Below are 19,456 nucleotides of genomic sequence, written 5' to 3'. Positions count from 1 at the left end.
GGCGCCGCCGCCGTGGCGGGCCATGCCGCCATAGGTGTCGACGATGATCTTGCGGCCCGTCAAGCCCGAGTCGCCCATGGGGCCACCCACCACGAACCGGCCCGTGGGGTTGATGAAGAACTTGGTCTTCTTGTCCAGCAGCTTCGCCGGGAGCACCTTGGCGATGACGTCCTCGCGGATGGCCTCGTGGAGCTTCTTGTTGGAGATGTCGTCCGAGTGCTGCGTGGACACCACCACCGTGTCGATGCGCACCGGGCGGCCGTCGCGGTACTCCACCGTGACCTGGCTCTTGCCGTCCGGACGGATCCACAGGTGCTGCTTGCGGCGCACGTCCGCCAGCCTGCGGGTGAGCGCGTGGGCGTAGTGGATCGGGGCCGGCATCAGCTCTGGCGTCTCGTCGCAGGCGTACCCGAACATCATCCCCTGGTCGCCGGCGCCCTGCTCCTTCTTGTTGTCCACGCCCCGGGCGATGTCCTGGCTCTGGCCCTCGATGGCCACCATCACGCCGCAGGTGTTGCCGTCGTAGCCCATCGAGCTGTCCGTGTAGCCGATGCGGCAGATGGTGCTGCGGACGATCTTCGGGATGTCCACGTAACAGTTGGTCGTCACTTCGCCGGCGACGATGGCGAGGCCTGTCTTGACCAGCGTCTCCACGGCGACGCGGCCCTGCGGGTCCTTGGCGATGATTGCATCCAGCACCCCGTCGGAGATCTGATCGGCGATCTTGTCCGGGTGGCCTTCGGTGACGGATTCAGACGTGAACAGGTAGTCGGTAGGCATGTCTTCTCGGAGATCTCAGGCAGGCACGAACCACGGCACAGCGGGGTGGACACTAGACGTGGGGTCCTCCTTCAGTCAAACCCCGTAAAGTGGTCCGGAATTCGATTTCGCGGGCCAGCCGGGCAGCCAAGGGCCACACCTCTCCCGGTGAATTTTCCAAGGCACCGGGCGTTCCCCTGGGCTACAGGAAGCCCTCGCTTCCTCATCGACAGGAACAAGGATCCGTATGAACGCTCGCCTCCGCTCCGTCCCCCTGCTGGCCGCACTCGTCCTCGCCCTGCCGGCGCTCGCCGCGCCCAACGAGGCGGTGTCCAAGCCCGTGAAGACCGTGGTCCAGTCCGTGCGCTACGGCAAGGACCTGGCCGCCCTCAAGCACTTCGGAGGAGAGCAGCAGGCCCGCTTCCTCGTGGGCGCTGACTGGGACAAGGCCTCCGAGGCCCAGCGCAAGGAGTTCGTCCAGATCTTCCACAACCTCTTCGCGAAGATCGCCTTTCCCAAGGTCCGCGACAACTTCAAGAACCTGGCCTCCATCACCTATGACGATCCCCAGGTGAATGGCGAGGAGGCCCAGGTGGCCTCCACCGTCGTCATCGACCACCCGGTGAAGAAGCAGGAGCTGAAGCTCAAGTACTCGCTGGCCAAGGACAAGGCCGGCTGGAAGGTGGTGGACGTGGCAGTGCTTGGCGACTCCATGCTCACCGGCATCCGGGATGATCAGGTGCGCCCGCTGCTGAACGAGGGCGGCTGGGAGGCCCTCCTCAAGGCGATGCGCGAGAAGGACAAGGAGCTGGAGAAGGTCGTCCTGAAGTAGCTCGCCTGCGCGGCGTCCGGCCAGGCCTCCTTCCTAGGAATGGGAGGAGGCCGTCGAGCCGTGTAGGCTCCGGGTTCCTCGTGGAGCGCCTGGCCGATGCCCCCCTCCCACATCACCTCGCCTCCCCGCCCCCGCAGCGAGCCCTCCTCGCGCGAGCTGGATGCCTTCTGCGTGCACTATGCCCCGCGCGCGCCAGGGCATGCGAGCGTGAGGGACCTGTGCCAGCTGCTGTACGCCGTGCCCTCTGAGGGGCTGGAGGCTCGCTTCGCGTGGGTGGAGCGGCTCGTGGCCTGGCTGCGCGAGCCGCGCCCCGCCCTGGGGCTCGTCGAGGCCGAGGAGTCCGAGCTCCCTGCCGCCGCGAGCCGGCTGGCCTTGCTGGTCCGCATCCTGGAGGGCGAGCCTGCCATGCGCCAGGCCCTGGCCCGGCTGATGGGGCACATCGCCGCCGAGGCCCGGGGCCTGAAGCTCTTTGCCCAGGTCGGCCTGCCGGGTCCCCAGGGCTTCTTCTCAGAGCTAACCCACCGGGCGCTGCGGCACCTGCTCCCCGCGCCCCCAGACCCGGAGCGGCTCCCGGAGCTGCTGCTGCGCCTGTTCCGAGGCCCCGCGGACGTGGTCTGGCTGGAGTCCCTGCCCATGGACTCCCTGACGCGGCTCCTGGCGATGGTGAGCGAGCCGCAGCACCCGCTGCCCGCCCCCACAGCGCTGATGCGCTCCACCCTGGTGGACGCGCTCACCCTGCTGTCCACGCAGACGGCAGCGCTCGGGCTGGCCGAGGACGTGCGAGACCGCAACCCGGAGGGGGCCTTCCGCGCCTCGCCCTTCCTGCGCCTGCGCCGAACGTGCGACAGCGTGCTCGCCCGGGATGCGGCGCCGGACACGCTCAAGGAGCTGAATGCCTCACTGGCCGAGTGCCGGCAGGTGGTGGCCATTGTCACGAGCCACCTGGAGCAGTCCGGCGTGAGCGTGGATCTGGTGTACCGCCTGGAGCGCATCAGCCGAGGGCTGGACCGGATGGAGGCCATTGCCCGGGTGCTGGGAGCCAGCCGGGGCGAGGAGCGCTGCCGCGAGGGCCTGACGCTGGTGGCGGAGCTGCTGCGCAACTCGTACTCGGACCGCTCCGTGCGGGAGCTGATACGCACCAACTTCCGGCTCCTGGCGCGCAAGGTCATCGAGCGCACCGGCCACTCGGGCGAGCACTACATCACCTCCACCCGGGCCGAGTTCCACACCCTGCTCCACTCGGCCGCGGGGGGCGGGCTGCTTACCGCCTTCACCGCCGCGATCAAGCTGCTCCTCGCGACATTCGCGCTGGCTCCCTTCTTCGCTGGCCTCTTCGCCGCGCTCAACTACGCCGGCAGCTTCGTGCTGATGCAGCTGCTGGGCTTCACGCTGGCCACCAAGCAGCCCTCTATGACGGCGGCGACGCTGGCGGGCGCCATCGGCGAGGGCTCTCGTAAGCGGCTGGAGCGGCTGGTGGAGCTCATCCCTCGCATCACCCGCTCTCAGCTCGCGGCGGCCCTGGGCAACCTGTGCTGTGTGCTGCCGGCCGCGGTGGGCCTGGCACTCGCCTGGCAGCTCCTCACCGACCAGCCGCTCCTCTCCCCGGAGAAGGCGCAGGCCGTGGTGGAGTCCATCCACCCCTGGCACGGCGCCTCGCTGCTGTGGGCCGCCTTCACCGGCGTACTGCTCTGGGCCTCCAGCCTGGCGGCTGGCTGGCTGGAGAACTTCCTCGTCTTTCAACGCATCCCCGAGGCGCTCGCGCACCACCCAGGGCTGCGGCGGTTGCTCGGAGAGGCCCGGGCGCACAGGCTGGCGGGGGCGGTGCTCCGTCACTCGGCCGGCGTGGGCGGCAGCGTGATGCTGGGCGTGATGCTGGCGGTGGCACCCGGGGTGGGGCACTTCTTCGGCCTGCCCCTGGACGTGCGCCACGTCACCCTCTCTTTTGGCTCGCTGGCCTTCGCCGGGTGCGCGCTGGGGCCCATCGCCGTGGCCCAGCCGGGCTTCCTCGCGGCCTTGGTGGGAATACTTGGCATCGGTGCGCTCAACTTCGGCGTCTCCTTCGCGCTCGCCCTGGCCGTGGCTCTGCGAGCCCGGGATGTCTCCCTGAGAGACGGCCTGCTCCTGGGCCGGATGCTCACGAGGCGCTTCCTGCGACAGCCCCGCTCCTTCCTGTTGCCTCCCCATGCCCCGAAGGCCGAGGAGCCCTCGCCTGCCGTGGCCCCCCCAAACCAGGAGGGCTCAGCGCCGGCTCCAGGGCAGCCCGGCGTCTGAGGTAGGAACCCGGCGGCCTACCCTCCCAGCGGACACCCGAGGCGTGAATGCCGCCCCAGCAGCCGGGCACACATGCGCCGCTTCCGGGACGGGACATTTGCCGGTAGGGTCGCGCGCACATGAGCGCCTCGTCACACCCTCCACACCGTTTCGCTCTCGCCTACGCCGGACTGATGGTCCGCAGGCCGGGCCTGGTCCTCCTCGTCATCCTCGGCCTGCTGGGCATCTCCCTGTACGGCACGTCGAAGCTGACCATCAACTCCAACCAGCTCGATCTGATCTCCCAGGATCTGCCGGAGGTGAAGGAGGTCAAGCGCATCATCGACATGGTGGGCGGCAGCGGCTACTTCATGCTCGCGCTGCGCTCCTCGGACGAGGCCACCCTCAAGCGCGTCGCGGATGACCTGGCGCAGAAGCTCAATGCGGACAAGGAGAACGTCCGCTTCGTCACCTACAAGATCCCCGTCGAGTTCGTGCAGCAGAACATGGCCCTCTTCATCAAGACGGAGGACCTGGCTGAGGGCAAGAAGCGCATCGGCGCCTACATGAAGGATCAGCTGCGCCGCAACAACCCCTTCTTCATCGAGCTGAAGAAGACCGAGCCCGTGAAGCTCGACCTGCAGGACCTGATCAACAAGTACTCGAGCGTGGGCAAGAAGAGCATCATCGACGACTACTACATCTCGCCCGATCGCAAGATGATGATGATGCTCATCAAGCCGATGTGGGACACCAACGAGCTTGGCAAGACGAAGGTGTACGTCGAGAAGCTCACCCAAGACCTAGCCGAGTACTCGAAGACGAACCCGCAGGGCGTGAAGCTGGTCGAGGACTACGCGCTGATGGGCGACGCGAAGACGGTCGCCTACGGCTACACCGGCTCGTACAAGACGGCAGTGGACGACTCGTACGCCATCGAGGAGTCGCTCCAGCCGGTGGCCGTCATCGCCTTCGTGGCCATCCTGGTCATCACCATCGCCTTCTTCCGCAAGTGGGCGCCCACCGTCATCGTCGTGAGCGGCATGGTGATTGGCACCATCATCACCATGGGCTTCACCTACGCCACGATAGGTGAGCTCAACATGATCACCAGCATCCTCGGTGGAATCCTGATGGGGTTCGGCATCGACTTCGGCATCCACTTCATCTTCCGCACAAGGCTGGAGCTGGGCGCCGGCAAGCCGTACGACATCGCCATCCGGGATGCCATCATCAATGCGGGCCGGCCGGCTCTGATCTCCGCGGTGGTGACGGCGGGCTCCTTCTTCGTGCTGATGGTCAGCGAGTTTCGCGGCTTCAGCCAGTTCGGCTTCCTGGCCGGCTGCGGCACGCTCATCCTGGGCCTCACCCTCTTCTCGTGGAGCCCGGCGCTGCTGGCACTCATCGGGCGCCTCAACCCCGCCCTGCCCCAGCAGCTCATCGGCATCATGAAGCCGCCGGCCACCAACAACGCCTCGGGCAAGGAGATCCGCTTCCCACGGCCCGGGCTGCTGCTGGGCATCAGCACCACCATCGTCGTGGTGGTCTGCGCCTGCGCGATCCCCTGGAGCAGCAAGGAGGTGTCCGCCAGCGCGAAGCTGCCGCTCCTCGAGCGCATCCAGCACGGCGTGCGCTTCAACTACAACACCCGCGCGCTGATGCCCGCCAACCAGCCCTCCGTCAACCTCCAGGACGAGGTCGGCGAGCGGTTCCAGATCTCCAGCGATCCCATCGCCGTCTACACGAAGACGCTCGAGGAGACGAAGGAGGTCTACGACGAGCTCACGAAGCACCCGGAGAAGTACAAGTCCATCGACCAGGTGGTGAGCGTCTACTCCTTCGTCCCACCGGCGGAGAACGCCCAGGCCAACGCGAAGATCCTCACGGAGTGGCAGGAGGAGCTCAAGGAGATCAACGTCGAGTCCCTGCCGCCCGAGATGCAGGAGAAGGCCGGCATCTTCAAGAAGATGCTAGAGGCGCGCCCCTTCGACGTGCACGGCGTGCCGGACATCTACGCCAAGCAGTTCCGTCACCTGCCCACCACCCTGCCGGAGAACCACGGCTACCTCACGTTCATCTACCCGAGCGTGGACCTGTGGGACGGCAAGCTGATGCTCCAGTTCGCCGACGAGACGAGCGTCATCAAGACCGAGTCCGGCAAGGAGTTCCGCTCCGCGGGCGCGGCGCAGCTCTACGCCCGGCTGGCGCGCATCGTCCTCAAGGATGGCCAGCTGACGGTCATCCTCGTGGCGCTGTGGATCCTCATCATGCACTTCGCGGACTTCCGCAGCGTGCCGCTGGCGCTCGCGTCCGTCATCCCGCTCACGGTGGGTCTGGCGATGATGCTGGGGTTCATGTCGATCTTCGATCTGCGGCTGAACTTCATGAACATCATCATCCTGCCCATCCTCCTGGGCTTCGGGGTGAGCCACGGCCTGTACCTGCTCCACCGCTTCCTGGAGGGCACCTCGCCCGTGGTGGCCCTGCGCAGCGTGGGCGCCGCGGTGGCCTCCTCCACGCTCACGGCGGTGTCCGGCTTCGCCGCGCTCCTGGCAGCCAGCCACAACGGCCTCCAGTCCATGGGCCTGGTGGCCTGCATCGGCCTCATCACCACGCTGGTGGTGTCCTTCACGGTGCTCGCCGCGGTGATGCAGCTCATGCACGACCAGCGCGTGCGCAAGCGCGGGCAGCAGCAGCCCCCCTCGGACTCCTCGGACGCCGGGGGTACCGGCTCCGAGACCCGGGCGGCCTGAGGCAGCCCCAGGGTTCCTGGGGCCTGGCGCCCCAGCTATGAACGGAGGCCCCTTCACTGAGGGGCCGGGAGAGGGAGACGACGATGACGAAGCGACTCGCGCTCGCGCTCGCGCTGGGCCTGGCCGTGCTCGCGGCCTGCGCCACGGTGAAGAACAGCTTCACCCGCCCTGACTACGAGCAGGTGGACAGGGAGCGGGTGAAGCGCCTGGTGGTGGTGACGCAGCCGCTGCCGGATGGCAAGCAGTCCCTGGGTGAGCTGTGGAGCCTCATCGCTCGCCAGCACGTCAACCAGAACCGCGACTTCCTGGTGAAGGCGAACCTCACCCTGGCCGAGCCCGCCACCGACGACTCGCTCAAGGCCCTGTGCACCGAGGGCGTCGAGGGCGTGCTCCTGCTGGTGCCCCAGGTGAAGCGCACCGAGGACGGCGCGGAGACGGCCGTGCGGGCCCGGCTGATGCGCTGCGTGGACAGCCAGGACGTCTGGTCCGCCGACGCCGCGGGCAGCTGGGGCTCGAGCGACGAGAAGTTCCGCGAGCGCGCCGCGCAGTACGTGAAGCAGTTCGGGCCCGAGGTGGAGCCCTACGTCGTCCCCTCGTACAAGCTCCTCAAGTCCACGCTCGACACGCTCCCCAACCCGAAGCTCAATGATCAGGACATCGATGAGAAGATCGAGCTGGGGGAGTAACCCCCATGGACGAGCGCACCATCGTCCTGCGGCTGGCCCTGGCGCTGCTGCTCGGCGGACTGCTCGGGCTGGAGCGCGAGCTGCGCGGGCATGACGCAGGCCTGCGCACGCACCTCCTCGTCTGCCTGGGCTCCTGCCTCTTCACCCTGGTGAGCATCTCCGCCGGGCAGAGCATGTCCGGCCCCGTGCCCTCGGGCGTCGAGGCGGACATCACCCGCATTGCCAGCCAGGTCGTCGTCGGCATCGGCTTCCTGGGCGGCGGCGCCATCCTCCGCCATGGCACCTCCATCCGCGGGCTCACCACCGCCGCCAACCTCTGGCTCACGGCCTCCGTGGGCCTGGCGGCGGGGATGGGCTTCTTCTTCGGCGCCGCGGTCACCGTGGGCTTCGCCCTCCTGGTGCTCGTCGGCCTGCGCCCGGTGGAGCGCCTCATCGAGGGCTTCCGCAACCGCCACGGCATCGCCAAGGACCCCCGAGGAGATTCCGAAGAACCTCCCGTGCGCTGAGCCGCCTCCCATCGAGCAGCACAGCCGCGCTCTAATCCCCCTCGCCGCGACAACACACCGCAGGGTCCCCGTGAAGTGGCGTCTGTAGAGTGCGCCGCGTCATGTGGAAGTCCTGTCTCGCCCTCCTGCCGGCGGCGCTCCTGCTGCACTCCCCTCCTGCACTGGCCTGTGCCACGTGCGCCTGTGGAGATCCGACGCTCACCTCCATGGGCACCGAGCAGCCGTTCTCGGGGCGGACGCGCGTGGCGAGCATCACCCGCGCCTGGGGTCTGACCCTGGGAGACGACTCGCTGGATGCCGTCACCCTGCGCGAGCTTCGCGTGGACCTCTCCGTGGCCTACGCGCCTCTGCCCTGGCTCATCCTGTCCGCCATGGTGCCCCTGCAGGTGCGCACGGTGCAGGACGTCAGCCTGCTGCGCGAAGAGGCCTGGGGGCCAGGAGACATGGAGGTCAGCGCGAAGGTCTTCGTCTTCCGCGATCGAGACTTCTCTCCGGACCACCTCCTTGCCGTCCTCGTGGGCTCCGAGCTGCCCACGTCTCCCACGCTGAGTGATGGCCAGGGCCGCCCGCTCTCGCTGGATGCCCAGCTTGGCAGCGGCTCCGTGGATCCCTTCGCCGGGCTGGCCTACACGGGGTTCCGCGGCTCATGGTCCTTCATCGTCAGCGCGACAGGCTCACTGTCTACCCGTGGGCGAGAGGGCTTCCGCGGAGGGGCAGCCCTGCGGACCACGGTGGCTGCTCAGTTCCAGCCGAGCCCGGCCTGGGCCCTGCGGCTGGCAGCGGACACGCGCCTGGAAGGGGCCAGCACCCTCCACGGTGTGCGAGACCCGGTGGGCAGCGGCTTCATCGGCTTCCTATCGCCCGAGGTCCTTTTCAGTCCCGCCAGCGACGTCGTCCTCCAGCTGGGCGTTCGGGCCCCCGTCCTCAACCTCCTGAGCGGCCGCGTCCGCCAGACGCCCATCCTTCAAGCCGCCGTGGCGTACGATCTATGAAGAAGGCACCTCTGCTCCTCGGAGCGCTCCTGCCGCTGGCCCTGACCGGCTGTGGCTCGCGTGAGGAGGGCACCCGCCTGCACCTCGAGCTCGCCCACCGCTCGGTGCGTGCCGCTCAGGTCGAGGGCATGGTCCGGCACTTCACGAATGATCGAGGTGATCGCATCACCCTGACCCAGGCCTACGTCACCCTGGGCAGCGTGGAGATCATCCCTTGCCCGGAGCCTGCCACGCTGCGGTGGCTGCGCGCGCTGTCGCCGGTGGGCACTGCCCATGCCCACACCGAGTCCAGCCCCAGGCGCCTGGGCACACCGTACGTGAGCGGTCTGGAGCGGCCCGACGGAGAGCCCCTGCCGCTGGGGCTCCTGCGTCCCCCACCGGGCCTCTATTGCCATGCGCACCTCGTCTTCGCGCCGGCGGACGCGGACGCCGAGGGACTGCCCGAGGACGGCAGCATGGAGGGCCGGACGCTCGTACTGGAAGGCACTGTCGTCCCCGTGGGGGAAGAGGCCCCCCGACCCTTCCGGCTGGAGAGCGCTGGCGTCGCCAACGCACAGCTTCCCCTCGAGCAGCTCTCCCTCTCGAAGGAACACCTGGAGTCGGAGCAGAGGATCACCCTGCATTACGATGGGTGGCTGGACGGAACCTCTCCGTTGGCGGCCGACGCCGCGACCCAAGTGCTGCGCAATGTCGCCAGCTCGACATCCATCGAGCCCTCCCTCTGAGCCTTCCTGCGGCAACATGCCGCGTGGGCTCGGAGAGGATCTGCTGCTATCCGCCTCCCGTTCCCAGCTCCTCAGACAGAGGCCCCTCTTCATGAAGCTCCCTCTCGGAAGCACCCTGCTGCTGGCCCTCACCTCTCTGGCCTTCACCGCTTGTGGGGATGACGGGCATGACCACACCGATGATCCGCCGCTGAACGTCGCCATCCCCTTCAAGCCGCTGGTGGGCAGCCAGCCCTTCGCCTGCGGGCAGACGTACACGGGCGTGGGAGCCACGGGTACCTCCTACGAGCCCAAGGACCTCCGGCTCTACGTCCACAACGTGCGGCTCATCAACCACTCGGGCGAGGAGGTGCTGGTGGCGCTGACGGAGGACGGCGCCTGGCAGAAGGACGGCGTGGTGCTGCTCGACTTCGAGGACAAGACGGGCCTGTGCACCAACGGGACTCAGGCGACGAACCATCGCATCGTCGGCACGGTCCCCGGCAACCACTACGTGGCCCTGCGCTTCACCGTGGGCCTCCCCTTCGAGAAGAACCACCAGGATGCGTCCACTGCCAGCGCTCCCCTCAACGTGAGCACGCTCTTCTGGAGCTGGACCGGGGGCTACAAGTTCATCCGCCTGGACGGGCGCCCCCCCGGGCTGCCCAACGGACACAACCTCCACCTGGGCAGCACCGAGTGTCAGACGTCAGGGCCCAATCAGGTGACCTCCTGCCAGCGTGGCAACCGCTTCGACGTGGAGGTCGCCAACTTCGATCCCACGGGCCCGCTCGGCGTGGTGCTGGACGTCGCCGCGCTGTTCGCGGGCTCCAACCTGGACACGAACCAGGCCCAGACGGCGCCGGGCTGCATGTCCGAGGGCGCCGACACCGACTGCGCCCCCCTCTTCGAGCGGCTGGGGCTGGGCTTCGGCAACGCCCAGGCCAACCCCGGTGCCCAGGTCTTCTTCCGCAAGGAGTAGAGACGATGCGCAGCGCTCCGGTGTGGTGTGTGGGCTGGCTCCTGCTGCTGACGGCGGCCTGTGGTGACGAGGCGGAGCCTTACCGCTGGGAGCTGCCCCTCGGCTTTCCCGAGCCAGCCGTCCCCGAAGACAACCCCATGAGCGCCGCCAAGGTGGAGCTGGGGCAGCACCTCTTCTATGACACGCAGCTCTCGGCCAACGGCACCCAGGCGTGCGCGAGCTGCCACCTCCAGGAGCACGCCTTCACGGACGGACGGACGACGGCGATCGGCTCCACGGGTGAGTCCCACCGGCGCAACTCCATGTCCCTGGCGAACGTGGCCTACGCCGCCAGCCTCACCTGGGCCAACCCCGTCCTGCCGGACCTGGAGGCCCAGGCCCTGGTGCCCCTGTTCGGCGAGCATCCCGTGGAGCTGGGACTGGCGGGCCAGGAGGAGCTGCTCCTCCAGCGGCTCTCCGAGGACGCCCGCTACCGTCCGCTCTTCACGGCCGCCTTCCCTGAGGAAGCGCAGCCCCTCTCCATGGCCGCGATCGTCCGGGCGCTGGCGGCCTTCGAGCGCACGCTGCTCTCGGGCAACTCCCCTTATGATCGGTACACGTACCACAACGAGCTCGACGCCCTCTCCCTCTCGGCCAAGCGGGGCATGACGCTCTTCTTCTCGGAGCGCCTGGAGTGCTTCCACTGCCACCAGGGTTTTGCCTTCAGCGACTCGGTGAAGACGAAGGAGACGGTCTTCCCCGAGATCACCTTCCACAACACCAACCTCTACAATGTGGATGGACGAGGCGGCTATCCCGCCGTGGACGTGGGGCTGCGTGAGTTCACCGGCCGGCCCGAGGACACCGGCCGCTACCGTGCACCCACGCTGCGCAACATCGCCGTGACGGCGCCGTACATGCACGACGGCTCCATCGCCACGCTCGGCGAGGTGCTGGACCACTACGCGGCGGCAGGCCGGGCGCAGGCCCAGGGCGCGGGCACCAGCCCCTACCAGAGCGAGTTCGTGCGGGGCTTCACCCTCACGCCCCAGGAGAAGGAGGACGTGCTCGCCTTCCTGGAGTCCCTCACTGACACGCAGTTCCTCACGGACCCACGCCTCTCGGACCCGTTCGGCTCCGCGCCCTGAGCCGGACACTGCGACGACGTCCGTGACGTGGAAGAAGCCAGACACCGACGTGCTTCCTGGCGACACCCATGGGTTGGCACCTCCACAGAGCACCATCATGGCGGGGACGCAGGCCCGTCTCCTGCCGAGGATCCGGCTCCGTATGTCTTCCTCCATCCCGCACGAACGCCAGGCTGGAACAGGTACACGGTGGACCAGCACGTGCACGATCTGACGGTCTTCAAGGATGCCGCGATCGTCTGGGCGGGGACCGCTGCCTACAGTCCCAATGCGCACATCATGGGCCTGATCCAGCAAGAGCCGGACACCCAGGTGCTCGATGCCATCCATCCTGGGACCGAGATCTGGGTCAAGTACTGAGCCGAGGAGCCAACCATGCGCCCTTTACTCCTCGTGGCTGCGCTGTCGCTGTGCCAGGCCTGCTCATCCGATAAGCCGAACACTCCTGTGACCGACGCGGGACCGGAGAACACCTCGAAGCTGCCTCCGGACTTGAAGTCCCCATCTGCCTTGGAGAGGCCGCCCGTGGGCCCCGGGCTCCCCGCCGATCTCAAGCCACTGGGGCGATGACCCCGCACAGTGAGCGGCTTGCCCCTGCGGGTTTTGAGATTTCTGACACCTCGCAGCCTCACTTCGTGAGGCAGTACCACTCTCCAGGTGCTGCGACATTTCGCCGCACCTGCCTTCGGACGGTCATGCTGGATCGTGGCCCTGGCGCCCCCGGTCCCGGGCGGCAGCCCTTCCTTCGAGTTCCGCCATGACCTTCCGTACCCTCTCTCGCCTTGGTTCGCTCGTCCTCGCCGGCTTCCTGTGTCTCGGACATGGAGATGATGGAGGGTGCGGTGGAGGAGATGATGACGATAACGGGCATCACCACGGGGGTGCCGCCACGGGCGCGACGTGCCCACCGTCGGGTGGGCCTACCGCCCAGAGCTTCGGCACCGCCTTCATGCAGACGCACTGCCTGAGCTGCCACAGCAAGTCCCTGGTCGGCGACGCGCGCCAAGGTGCCACCGAGGGCGTGGACTTCGACACGCTGGACGACGTGCGCCGCCAGTCCGCGCTGATCGACACACACTCGGCCGCGGGCCCCCATGCCACCAACACCGAGATGCCGCCCGCCGAGCGCCCTCAGCCCACGCAGCAGGAGCGCGAGAAGCTGGGCCAGTGGCTGGCCTGCGGTGCTCCCTGACGAAGGGGGCGGCCTGAGCCCCTGTCGGCGGCGCGCCCGGTAAACCTGTCAGACAAGCAGACTGGTTCGGCAAGAGCGCTCCGCCAGGGGAGACCCTCGGATCGGTCCAGCGCAGCCGGTCCGCTGAAGTCCTACTCTGCGCACACATTGACTTTGATAATCACTATCAATACCATCCCTTGCTGATTCACCACCGGGAGTCGTCATGCCGGACACGTGCAGTCCTGGATCCAAGAAAGGGGATGTGCGCTGCCTGTGCGGCAGCCTCCTTGCGCGCCTGGTCCCGGGTGGAGTGGAGCTGAAGTGCAGGCGCTGTCACCGGATCCGGGTGGTACCCCTGGAGGGCTCACCCCCGCTGGAGCGCGCGCCGGAGGCGAAGAGCGCACCACCACAGCCTGAGTCTTGAGCAGGTCAATGCCCGGGCTTTCCCCCAGAGCCCCATCTTCCCATGAGCTTGAGCGCACTCGAGGTCGAGGTCTGGAGGAAGCGTCGCAGCATCCTCAGCCGGGTGTCGCTCGAAGTCCGCCCCGGCGAGCTCCTTGCCATCGTCGGCCCCTCAGGCGCTGGCAAGTCCACGCTCCTCAGAGCGCTGGCGGGAGAGCATACCTACCGCTCGGGAGAGGTGCTGCTCGAGGGACGCCCTCTCGCGCGGTGGAAGCGCACCGCACGCGCTCGTCAGCTCGGCTTCCTCCCCCAGTACCCCTCCCGGATGTTCGGCTTCACCGCCCTGGATGTGGTGCTCCTGGGCCGGACGCCTCCAGGACTCGGAAGGGGCAACAAAGAGGACGTCCGGATCGCGCTGTCGGCCCTCGCGGCCACAGGCACGCGGCACCTGGCCGCGCGGCCCTGCCCCACCCTCTCCGAGGGCGAGCGCCAGCGAATCCAGCTCGCCCGTGTGCTGGCTCAGCTCTGGGAGCTGCCCACCTGGGGCCACCGCTATCTCCTGCTCGATGAGCCGACCGCGAACCTGGACCTGACCCACCAGAACCTCGTGCTGGCGCTGGCGGTGCGCTTCGCCCTCCAAGGCGGCGCGGTGGTTGCCGCCCTCCACGACCTGAACCTCGCCGCACGCCATGCCCACCGCGTCGCGGTGCTCGCCCATGGCCGGCTGGTGGAGCTCGGCCCTCCTGCCCAGGTGCTCCGGCCCGAGCTCATTGCCAGGACCTTCGGCGTTGCCGTCGAGGTGCTCCAGCGCCCGGGCTCCTGCGTGCCGCTGATCCTCTCCACGAGCTCCTCCCAGGGCCTGGAGCCCGTGTCCCCCTCACCCGCGTCCGGCGATTGACCGGCGGACGCGGGCCCGGGTGCCACGAGGCCTACGGCTCCACGGAGATGAACCGCCGCTCCATCTCCGTGCGGATGTAGCGCTCGATCTCCTCGGCCGTGGTCAGCTCCATCGCCGAGTTGAGCAGGGTGATCGCCTCCGAGCGGCTGGCGCTGCGCAGGATGTTCTTCACCACCGGGATCTGTCCCGCCGTCATCGACAGCTCATCGAAGCCCAGCGCCAGCAGCACCAGCGCATAGATGGGGTCGCCCCCCATCTCGCCGCACATGGACACGGGGATGTCCGCGGCCTTGGCGGCGGTGACGACGTTCTGGATCGAGCGCAGCACCGAGAGGTGCAGCGGCTTGTAGAGGTAGGCCACGTCCCGGTTCTGGCGGTCGATGGCCAGCGTGTACTGGATGAGATCGTTCGTCCCGATGGAGAAGAACTCTGCCTCCTGGGCGAGCCGGTCCGCGATGAGCGCCGCGCTGGGCGTCTCCACCATGATGCCCACCGGGAAGCGCTTGCCCATGGGCACCCCCGCCCGGCTCAGCTCCGTGCGGCACGCCTCCAGCTCCGAGCGGGCCTCGCGCAGCTCGCTCATGCCGCTGATGAGGGGGAACATCAGCCGCATGTTCCCATGCGCGCTGGCCCGCAGCAGCGCGCGCAGCTGCGCGCGGAACAGCTCCCGGTGCGCCAGGCAGTAGCGGATGGCCCGCAGGCCCATGGCCGGGTTGGGCTCCTTCTCGTGCTTCGCCTTGCCCGGCACCTTGTCTCCGCCCAGATCCAGCGTGCGGATGGTGACGGGCCGCCCGCCCATGGCCTCCAGCACCTGCTTGTAGGCCCGGTAGTGCTCCTCCTCCGAGGGCACGTTCTTCCGGTCCAGGAACATGAACTCCGTGCGGTACAGGCCAATCCCCTCCGCCCCGTGCGCCAGCAGCGAGGGGATCTCCTCCAGGAACTCCATGTTTCCGTTGAGCCGGATGCGGTAGCCGTCCGCGCTCGTCGCCGGCAGATCCTTGCTGCGCAGGGCGAGCTGCTCGCTCTGGTGCTGCACCCGCTGCGCCTCGCGGAAGAGCGCCAGCTGGTCCGGCGTGGGGTTGACGAGGATGACGCCGCTCGAGCCGTCCAGCGCCACCAGGTCGCCCGGAGAGATCTGCTCGCTGGCCTTGACCGCCCCCACGACGGCCGGAGTCTCCCGGGCGCGGGCGACGATGGCGGTGTGGCTCGTCTGGCCGCCCAGATCCGTGATGAAGCCCGCCACCCGCCCGCTGCGCGCCATGATCGCCGCGTCCGAGGGGGACAGGTCATGCGCGATGACGATGGCCTCGGCGGGGATCTCCACCTCCTCGTCCACCACCTGCCCCATGAGGTTGCGCACCACGCGGTCGGCCACGTAGTCCACATCCGAGCGCCGCTCGCGGAAGTACTCGTCCGGGATGTTGTCGAACAGGTGCTTGAGCTTGCGCGCCACCCTGCGCACCGCCCACTCGGCGTTGATGCGGTCCTCGACGATGAGCTTGTCCACCTCGTCCACGAGCATGGGGTCGAGGAGCATCAGCCGGTGGGCCTCGAGGATGAGGGCGTGGTCATGCCCCTCGGAGCGGGTGATCTGATCCTTGAGCTCGGCCAGCTGCCTGTCTGACAGCTCCAGGGCCGTCCGCATCCGCATGCGCTCGGGCTCGACCTCGGCCTCGGCCAGCCGCAGCTTCGGGGTGCGCACCCGCTTGCGGTCCAGGATGAAGGCGTGCCCCACCGCGACGCCAGGCGAGGCGCCGATGCCTTTCAGGTTCAACGTGGGGGTTCCTGGAGTGCTCACGGTCTGTCGTTCACCTGGGTCCTCTCTTGCCGCGCTTACTGTCCCTCTCCGAATCGGTCGGCGATCAGCTTGCCAATCTCGGCCACGCACTTCTCCGCGTCCTCACCCTTGCAGGTGAGCTTCACCTGGGAGCCCTGCCCCGCCGCCAGCATGAGCACGCCCATGATGGACTTGGCGTTGGCCTTCTGGCCCTGGTGCTCAATGGAGGTCTCGCACTTGAAGCGGTTGGCCACCTTGACGAGCTGCGCGGCCGCGCGGGCGTGCAGCCCCAACGCGTTGATGATCTCGAACGTGCCTTCAGCGACGTTAGCCATGTGCAGCTCCACTCCCTCTCTTCACTAGAGAAAGGCTCCCGCCGCGCACGCCAACCCCGCGGCAAGGTACAGCACGACGTAATTGGGCACCCGCTGCTGAACCAGAATGTAGGACACCACGCCCAGTGCCAGACAGCCCGACACCAGCCAGGGCGCATGGTCCCCGCCGGCGGTGCGCCCCAGGTCCACGGCGAGCCAGGCGACCAGGCCCCCGGCGCAGGCGGCGGCCACCGAGCGGAGCCGGGCGCCCCGGGTCGGCAGGTTGGCGCGGGCGATGGCCTCCACCAGCCGGTCCCCCAGCGTGAGGCCCATCCAATAGAGGCGGGCGCGCAGGGTGAGGTGCACCAGGTTGTAGAGGAAGAGGAAGAGCACCGCGGCCCAGGCCTGGAGCGCGGGCACCAGGGCGGCGCAGATCGCCCCCACGGCCGGCTTGAGCGAGAGCCAGAAGAAGCCATCCCCGAGCGCTGCCAGCGGGCCCATGAGCGCTGCCTTGAAGGCCACCACCTTGTCCGGTGACTCCTCGTCCCGGGCGATGCGCTGCTCGTGGAAGAGCACCCCGCCGACGATGGCCGCCGCCACGTACGGGTGGGTGTTGAAGAAGGTGAGGTGCCGCTGCACCGCGGCCTCCAGCGCCTTCTTGTCCGGGTAGAGCTGCTCCAGCGCCGGGTAGACGGAGTAGGCCAGCCCCAGGTTCTGCATGCCCTTGGGGTTCCACGAAGCCTGCAGGAAGAGCGAGCGCAGGTACACGCGCAGCAGCACGGAGCGGCTGAGGGTGGGTGCGGTGCTCACCGGCGCTCCTGGAGGGTGGAGAGGAGGACTGCCAGAATGACCACCGTGGCGCCCAGCCCTGCGTACAGCGGGGCCCGCTTGGCGTGGCTGCCCTGCGCCGCCAGCGCCGCCGCCACCGAGGCCATGGCTGGGAAGGCCCACGCCAAGCCGCGCAGCAGATCCAGCGGCAGCTGCTCCAGCAGCGGCCCGAGGAAGAAGCCGAGCAGCGCACAGGTGGACGACGCCGCGCCGTAGACGAAGAAGTGGGGCCACATGCCCCAGAGGTTCTGCCGCACCGCGCGAGAGAGGTTGCCCGCCTCGGCCGAGGCCATGGCCACCCGGGCCAGCCGCGCCATGTACCCCTCCAGGAGCCGATCCGCGATGCGGCCGACCCGGCCCAGCGGAAGGAAGAGCAGGATGGCGATGGACCAGAGGGCCTGAGTGGAGCCAGCGCCCGTGGCCGCCGCCATGGTGGCCGCCGCCGCCGCAGTGCCAGTGGCCGACACGGTGTCATTCTCCGGCAGCGAGGCCCCCAGGTTGGCGGTGCCCAGGTAGAAGAGCTCCAGCAGCATGCCGATGTAGAGGCCGGCCCGGAGATCTCCCAGCAGGGCCCCCATGACGGTGGCGGCCACCAGCGGCCGCGAGAGCATGGCCTGGAGGAACGCCTTGCGCTCCACGGCCACGAGGCCGCCCCAGAGTCCCGCAAGCAGCACCTGGGTCCAGCCCACGCTCACGGCTTCACCCGCCCTTTGCCCAGCGCTCGGTGAGCTCTCCCAGCTCCACGGCCTTCTCGGAGGGCACGGCACGCGCTTCCACGCGCACCCCCTTCTCCGCCAGCCCCTGCAGCGCCTGCACCTCCGCCTCTGCCAGGAAGACGGAAGGCGACACCTGCCGGCGCCCGGCGCCGAAGTGCACGTTGCCCAGGTTCAGGTGGTCCATGCTCAGCCCGTGCGCGAAGGCGAAGGGCACGGCCGCCACATCCCTCAGCAGCACCAGCGTGCGCACCCCGTCCTGGGTCAGGGCCGCGAAGTCCACCTGGGCCAGCGGGAGGATCTGGACTTCGATGGCGCTCTGCACTGCCAGCGCCATGGCGGCACGGATGAGCGGACTGGAGGCGGCCTCGTCATCGGCCACGATGACGCGCTGCACCTTCAGGTGCGGCAGCCAGGCCTCGACGACCTGACCGTGGATGAGGCGGTTGTCGACCCGAACCAGGGTGATCACAGCTGTCTCGAATCGCCGACGGGCGCCCCTACGTCAAGTTCGCGGCGACTGCTGGGACTCGCGAAGCAGCGCGGAGGCACAGGTGATGTTGCGCTGGCCGTGGGAGGCCAGCAGGGAGGCCATCTCCGGCAACGGCAGGTGCTCGCCGCGCAACGAGTTGGCCTTGAGGATCATGGGGAGGTTGACGCCAGCGAGGACCTCGAGGTTGCCCCGCTCGCACATCATCAGGGATTCCTTGCAGGGTGAACCACCGAAGAGGTCGGCCATGACGATGACACCTTCCCCGTCATCGACCCGGGCCACCGCCTGCTTCATCTTCGCCCGCAGATCCTCGATGGAGGTTCCCGGCTCGATGTTGCACGTAGCCACCGCGGGCAGCTTGCCCACGATCTGCTCGGCGGTAGCCACCAGCTCATCCGCTAGACGCCCGTGAGATGCGACGACGAGGCCGACCATGTTCACTCCTCACCACCCCCCGGGGTTCCGTCCTACGCCTGAAATCTATGACGTGCAACCCCGGTGGAACGTTCCGCGTCCCGCGAACCTGCTCCAGCCTACCCTCTTCTCCGCCAAAGTAAGCCTGATCCAGTCCATATGCCCACAATTCCACCCCCGGTGGGGCAGGGCGCGGTGGCCCACCGGACGGGGAAGCATGCCCATCAGCCTCCCACATTCAATAGATGCCGGGAGATGGTCAAAGATGCTGGTCGGGGTCGATTTTCCGGGCCCGGCCGTCGTCTGGCCGGAGGGCAGGCAGGCTGACGGGACTCCTACGGCACGACGAGCCGGGCCCGTTGCGCCGCGGGGCGGATGTGCGCGGTGGCGCCCGCGCTGAAGGCCAGGAAGTCATCCTCGACCCCATCGCTGAAGATGACGCCGCCCGAGGGCATACGGGACTCGAGCACCAGCTCCCGCTCCGGGGTGACGAAGCCGCTGATGAGCTGGGCGGAGGAGTGGCGGCTGATGAAGGGCTCGCGCACGACAAAGGCCAGCCGAGGATCCTCCCAGCCCATCCGCCAGGCGTTCCCCGGAACGCCGCCCGTGCTGGCGGTGAGCCCCTGGGCCAGCGTGAAGACGGAGGAGAGCCAGCCGCTGGAGCCCGCGCCGGTGGAGACAATCACCCCGCTGGAGGACTGGGGCTCGGCCGTGTCCCCGTGGCGCAGCATGTAGCGGGCGGAGACGTGCGTGCGCGCCCCGAGGAACAAGTCGTTGAAGGCCAGCAGGCGCTGCCCGTCCTCCAGGCGGGCCTCGGCCAGCGTCACCTCGCGCACGCTCGCCTTGCCCTCC

Annotated in this window: 19 protein-coding genes and 1 pseudogene; 12 read left to right on the top strand and 8 right to left on the bottom strand. The window is 68.5% G+C overall.

Annotated elements, in window-relative coordinates; genetic code table 11:
• Positions 1–780: methionine adenosyltransferase (gene metK, locus VD972_RS40910; RefSeq protein ID WP_324994693.1), on the bottom strand; the 780-nt coding region annotated here is incomplete at its 3' end.
• 226 nt (positions 781–1,006) lie between these two features.
• On the opposite strand from metK, the gene VD972_RS40905 reads away from it, so the two are divergent.
• The 12 genes from VD972_RS40905 (at position 1,007) to VD972_RS40850 (ending at position 14,065) form a co-directional block, all read left to right on the top strand.
• Positions 1,007–1,591, top strand: coding sequence for an ABC transporter substrate-binding protein (locus tag VD972_RS40905; protein WP_324994691.1), 585 nt, complete (start codon positions 1,007–1,009; stop codon positions 1,589–1,591).
• A 96-nt stretch (positions 1,592–1,687) separates the two neighbouring features.
• Positions 1,688–3,862 (top strand): site-specific recombinase, encoded by a 2,175-nt coding sequence (locus VD972_RS40900; protein WP_324994689.1) that lies wholly within the window; start codon positions 1,688–1,690, stop codon positions 3,860–3,862.
• A 119-nt stretch (positions 3,863–3,981) separates the two neighbouring features.
• Complete coding sequence (locus VD972_RS40895) at positions 3,982–6,594, top strand: efflux RND transporter permease subunit (RefSeq protein ID WP_324994687.1); 2,613 nt, start codon at positions 3,982–3,984, stop codon at positions 6,592–6,594.
• An 83-nt stretch (positions 6,595–6,677) separates the two neighbouring features.
• On the top strand, positions 6,678–7,280 hold the full coding sequence (locus VD972_RS40890; RefSeq protein ID WP_324994685.1) for an MXAN_6521/LA_1396 family lipoprotein: 603 nt from the start codon (positions 6,678–6,680) through the stop codon (positions 7,278–7,280).
• A gap of 5 nt (positions 7,281–7,285) precedes the next feature.
• A complete protein-coding gene (locus VD972_RS40885; protein ID WP_324994683.1) occupies positions 7,286–7,786 on the top strand; it encodes an MgtC/SapB family protein in 501 nt (166 codons plus the stop codon).
• Positions 7,787–7,887: 101 nt separating this feature from the next.
• A complete protein-coding gene (locus tag VD972_RS40880; protein WP_324994681.1) occupies positions 7,888–8,778 on the top strand; it encodes a transporter in 891 nt (296 codons plus the stop codon).
• Entirely contained in the window at positions 8,775–9,503 is a 729-nt protein-coding gene (locus tag VD972_RS40875; protein WP_324994679.1) for a hypothetical protein, read from the top strand. Before VD972_RS40880 ends, VD972_RS40875 begins: the two co-directional genes overlap by 4 nt.
• Positions 9,504–9,594: 91 nt before the next feature.
• Positions 9,595–10,464 (top strand): MbnP family copper-binding protein, encoded by an 870-nt coding sequence (locus VD972_RS40870; protein ID WP_324994677.1) that lies wholly within the window; start codon positions 9,595–9,597, stop codon positions 10,462–10,464.
• A gap of 5 nt (positions 10,465–10,469) precedes the next feature.
• Positions 10,470–11,591 carry an MbnH family di-heme enzyme gene (locus VD972_RS40865; RefSeq protein WP_324994675.1) on the top strand — a complete coding sequence of 374 codons (1,122 nt, stop codon included), beginning with the start codon at positions 10,470–10,472 and terminating at the stop codon, positions 11,589–11,591.
• Between the two features lie 189 nt (positions 11,592–11,780).
• Positions 11,781–11,951 (top strand): hypothetical protein, encoded by a 171-nt coding sequence (locus tag VD972_RS40860; RefSeq protein WP_324994673.1) that lies wholly within the window; start codon positions 11,781–11,783, stop codon positions 11,949–11,951.
• 397 nt (positions 11,952–12,348) lie between these two features.
• On the top strand, positions 12,349–12,783 hold the full coding sequence (locus VD972_RS40855; RefSeq protein WP_324994671.1) for a hypothetical protein: 435 nt from the start codon (positions 12,349–12,351) through the stop codon (positions 12,781–12,783).
• A 448-nt stretch (positions 12,784–13,231) separates the two neighbouring features.
• Entirely contained in the window at positions 13,232–14,065 is an 834-nt protein-coding gene (locus VD972_RS40850) for a heme ABC transporter ATP-binding protein (protein WP_324994669.1), read from the top strand.
• A 31-nt stretch (positions 14,066–14,096) separates the two neighbouring features.
• On the opposite strand, the gene ptsP is transcribed toward VD972_RS40850, so the two are convergent.
• The 7 genes and pseudogenes from ptsP to VD972_RS40815 all read right to left on the bottom strand — a co-directional run.
• A complete protein-coding gene (gene ptsP, locus VD972_RS40845; RefSeq protein ID WP_324994667.1) occupies positions 14,097–15,863 on the bottom strand; it encodes a phosphoenolpyruvate--protein phosphotransferase in 1,767 nt (588 codons plus the stop codon).
• A gap of 35 nt (positions 15,864–15,898) precedes the next feature.
• The gene (locus tag VD972_RS40840) at positions 15,899–16,177 is read right to left on the bottom strand and encodes an HPr family phosphocarrier protein (protein ID WP_324994665.1); all 279 of its coding nucleotides are present in this window, start codon (positions 16,175–16,177) and stop codon (positions 15,899–15,901) included.
• Positions 16,178–16,201: 24 nt separating this feature from the next.
• Positions 16,202–16,966, bottom strand: a complete 765-nt coding sequence (locus VD972_RS40835; protein WP_324994663.1) for a PTS system mannose/fructose/sorbose family transporter subunit IID — start codon at positions 16,964–16,966, stop codon at positions 16,202–16,204.
• Complete coding sequence (locus VD972_RS40830; protein ID WP_324994661.1) at positions 16,963–17,679, bottom strand: PTS sugar transporter subunit IIC; 717 nt, start codon at positions 17,677–17,679, stop codon at positions 16,963–16,965. Before VD972_RS40830 ends, VD972_RS40835 begins: the two co-directional genes overlap by 4 nt.
• 4 nt (positions 17,680–17,683) lie before the next feature.
• Entirely contained in the window at positions 17,684–18,169 is a 486-nt protein-coding gene (locus tag VD972_RS40825; RefSeq protein WP_324994659.1) for a PTS sugar transporter subunit IIB, read from the bottom strand.
• Positions 18,170–18,202: 33 nt separating this feature from the next.
• Positions 18,203–18,625 carry a PTS sugar transporter subunit IIA gene (locus VD972_RS40820; protein ID WP_324994657.1) on the bottom strand — a complete coding sequence of 141 codons (423 nt, stop codon included), beginning with the start codon at positions 18,623–18,625 and terminating at the stop codon, positions 18,203–18,205.
• A gap of 314 nt (positions 18,626–18,939) precedes the next feature.
• Positions 18,940–19,456 (bottom strand): annotated as a pseudogene (locus VD972_RS40815) (NAD+ kinase); the annotation flags it as partial.

Source organism: Hyalangium sp. (assembly GCF_035629615.1).
GTDB lineage: Bacteria > Myxococcota > Myxococcia > Myxococcales > Myxococcaceae > Hyalangium.
The sequence above is the reverse complement of the archived record's forward strand: the minus strand, read 5'-3'. Positions and strand labels throughout refer to the sequence as shown.